Here is a 2,839-nt window from a genome sequence, read left to right as displayed (position 1 = left end):
AGCCGCACCTTGAGTATTACGGTAACGGATGGCGATGGCGGCACGACAGGAGCACAGTCAGCTGTTGTGAATGTGACCGCGGTAAACGATGCCCCGGCAGTCACGGCCGGCGGGACGACGGCGTTCACCGAGCAGACGCCCATAGCGGTGGCGTCCACAATCAGCATCGCTGATGCTGACGGTGATGCTGATTGGAACGGAGGAGCCCTCACGGTTCAGATTACGGCCAGCAGCGAATCCAGTGACAGCCTCAGCCTCCCGACCAGCAATCCCGGTTCGAACGGCATCTGGATGGATGGCACCAATGTGATGTTCGGAACTACCCTTATCGGCACTGCTTCTGCTTCCTCTGTCAGTAATAGCACTGCGTGGACCCTTACCTTCAACGGCAGCGCAACCAATGCCCTCGTGCAGGCGACAGCGCAGGCGGTGCAGTTCAACAACTCCAGCGATGCGCCAGGAACCCTTACCCGCACTGTAACTTTCACGGTAACTGACAAGAACAGCGGTGCCGCCAGCGCAACACAGTCGGTGATGGTGACGGTGGTGAATGATGCTCCGGTGTTTACCCAGAGCGGTGCTGTTTCAAGTTCGCCGGACCAGTCGACCATGGCGTTGACGGTGGAGCAGTATACCGGGTCCCAATCCAATGTTCTGGCCAATCTGGTTACATATGCAAGCCAGCATACGGCTAATTATACGGTTACCGCGGACGTGATTGATTATACCGATGACACGGCGGGGTTTGCCGGCTCAATTCCGGGAAGCTACAGGTGGCCTGCAGCCGTGGCGACGAATTACAGTGGGACAGGCGGAATAAATGATACGTTCTTTGCCCGGATATCAGGGGCTTTTTACGTCAACACTGGGGATGACTATACCTTCAGGACTTACAGTGACGATGGTGTTTTCCTGATTGTCGACGGGAATACCAGTTCTCTGGTTATCAACGATTCCGATTATCATGCTGAAAGTGTCAATGAAGGAACAGTCCATCTCAATGCCGGAACCCATACGCTTGAGCTTTACTTCTTTGAAAAGGGAGGTGAGGCCTCGTTGGAGTTCACTGTAAAATCATCAACGAGTGCTTATGGACATATAGGTTCAACCAATCCATTGTTTTCGAAGCCTTCTACATATGACACAGGAACAATCGGTTTTGGTGATGCTGATGGTATTGTTGATGATGGCGACCACAAGGTCAGTGTCACTCCAGCCACGGATGCTTTGGGGACGCTGAGCGCTTCAGTGACGAAGTTCAGCACTGCCGGCACTGGCGGTGAAATTAACTGGAGTTACACGGTAAACGAGGATGCAGTACGGTATCTTGACGACAATGAAACCAAAATAGAATCCTATACCATTACGCTTGATGACGATCATGGTGGCATTGTTGACAAGGTCGTCAATATCACTATTACCGGAGTGAACGATGCTCCCGCTTTGAGCACTGTCGGTACCCTGACGGGTGGTACTGAGGATACTGCGTACACAATTTCCTACAGCGATCTGGCAGATACGGCAAATGATGCCGATGTTGACGGCGACACCTTGTCGTTTCGCATTGAATCGGTCACAAGTGGCACGCTTACCAAGGAGGGAACAGCTGTTACGCCGGGGACGACCTTGCTGTCGGCCGGCGAGAGCCTCGTGTGGATGCCTGACAGCAATGCCAGCGGGACTCTTGGGGCGTTTGCAGTCAGGGCCTGGGATGGCACTGAGGCGAGCAGCACTGCGGTGCAGGTTAGTGTGACAGTTGCGGCGGTGAACGATGCGCCGACGGTGACGGCGGGCAATCAGAGTCCGTCGTTTACGGAAATCGACGGTGCTGATACGGGTGCGCATGCGGTGGTGGTTAACAGTGAGCTCTTGGTGTCGGATGTGGACAGTGTGGTATCGGGCGCCGCCGTGACCATCACGAATGTGCAGAGCGGCGACATCCTGCTCTTTACCGATACAGCGAAAATCCAAGGTAGCTACAGCAGCGGCGTGCTGACGCTCAGCCCTAAAACAGGGCAGAGCCCGACGACTGCTGACTTTGAGACAGCACTGGAATCGGTGATGTTCAGCAATACGGGCGACAGTCCGGATACGACGACCCGGACTATTGAGTTCAGGGTCATCGACGACACGGAGAGCTCAGTGGCAGCTGTTGAGTCGGTTGCCGTTGCGGCGGTGAATGATACGCCGGTGATCACGGTGGTCGATGTAGCAGGCGCCATCACGGAAGGCAGCACCCTCAGCGACAGCGGCAGCATAACCTTCAGCGACCTCGACCTGACGGACCGTCCTGCAGCCACCGAAGCGACCAGCTCGGTCACTGCCCTGAAAGCAGACGGATCAACCGCACTGACGCTGACAGTAGGGCAGCAGGCCGACATCGAAGCCGCGTTCAGCATCACCAATGTTGCCACCAACACCAACAACGGTGAAGTCACCTGGTCGTACAGCATCGATGAAGCCGCGCTGGACTTCCTTGCCGCAGGCGAGAATGTGACAGCCGTGTTTACGATCATGGTAAATGACCAGAAAGGCGGCACAGACACCGAGGATGTGACCATCAAGATAACCGGCACGAACGACGCGCCGACATTGACGGGTCTTGATGGTAAGACTGTTCTGGAAAATGCCTCTGCTGCATTTATAGACAGTTCTGTGGTTTTTGGTGATGTGGATTCCGTGAATCTGGATGGCGGCACGCTGACGGTAAGCGGTCTGGATAGTGAAGATGTGGTGTCGATAGCGACAAGCGTGATGAATGTGTCGGGTGCAATCCAGCGCTCCGGAACTGATGTGCAGGTTGGCAATGGTTCAACATGGACGACCATCGGGACGATCG

1 protein-coding gene is annotated in these 2,839 nt (G+C 55.1%); it reads left to right on the top strand.

All coding sequences use genetic code 11. From position 1 onward, the window contains the following. Positions 1-2,839: beta strand repeat-containing protein (locus EKD02_RS09725; protein ID WP_148102976.1), on the top strand; the 2,839-nt coding region annotated here is incomplete at both ends.

It is taken from the genome of Chlorobium phaeovibrioides (genome assembly GCF_003968655.1).
In the GTDB taxonomy this organism is placed as follows: Bacteria; Bacteroidota; Chlorobiia; order Chlorobiales; family Chlorobiaceae; genus Chlorobium; species Chlorobium phaeovibrioides.
This window is presented reverse-complemented; position numbering and strand designations above follow the sequence as displayed.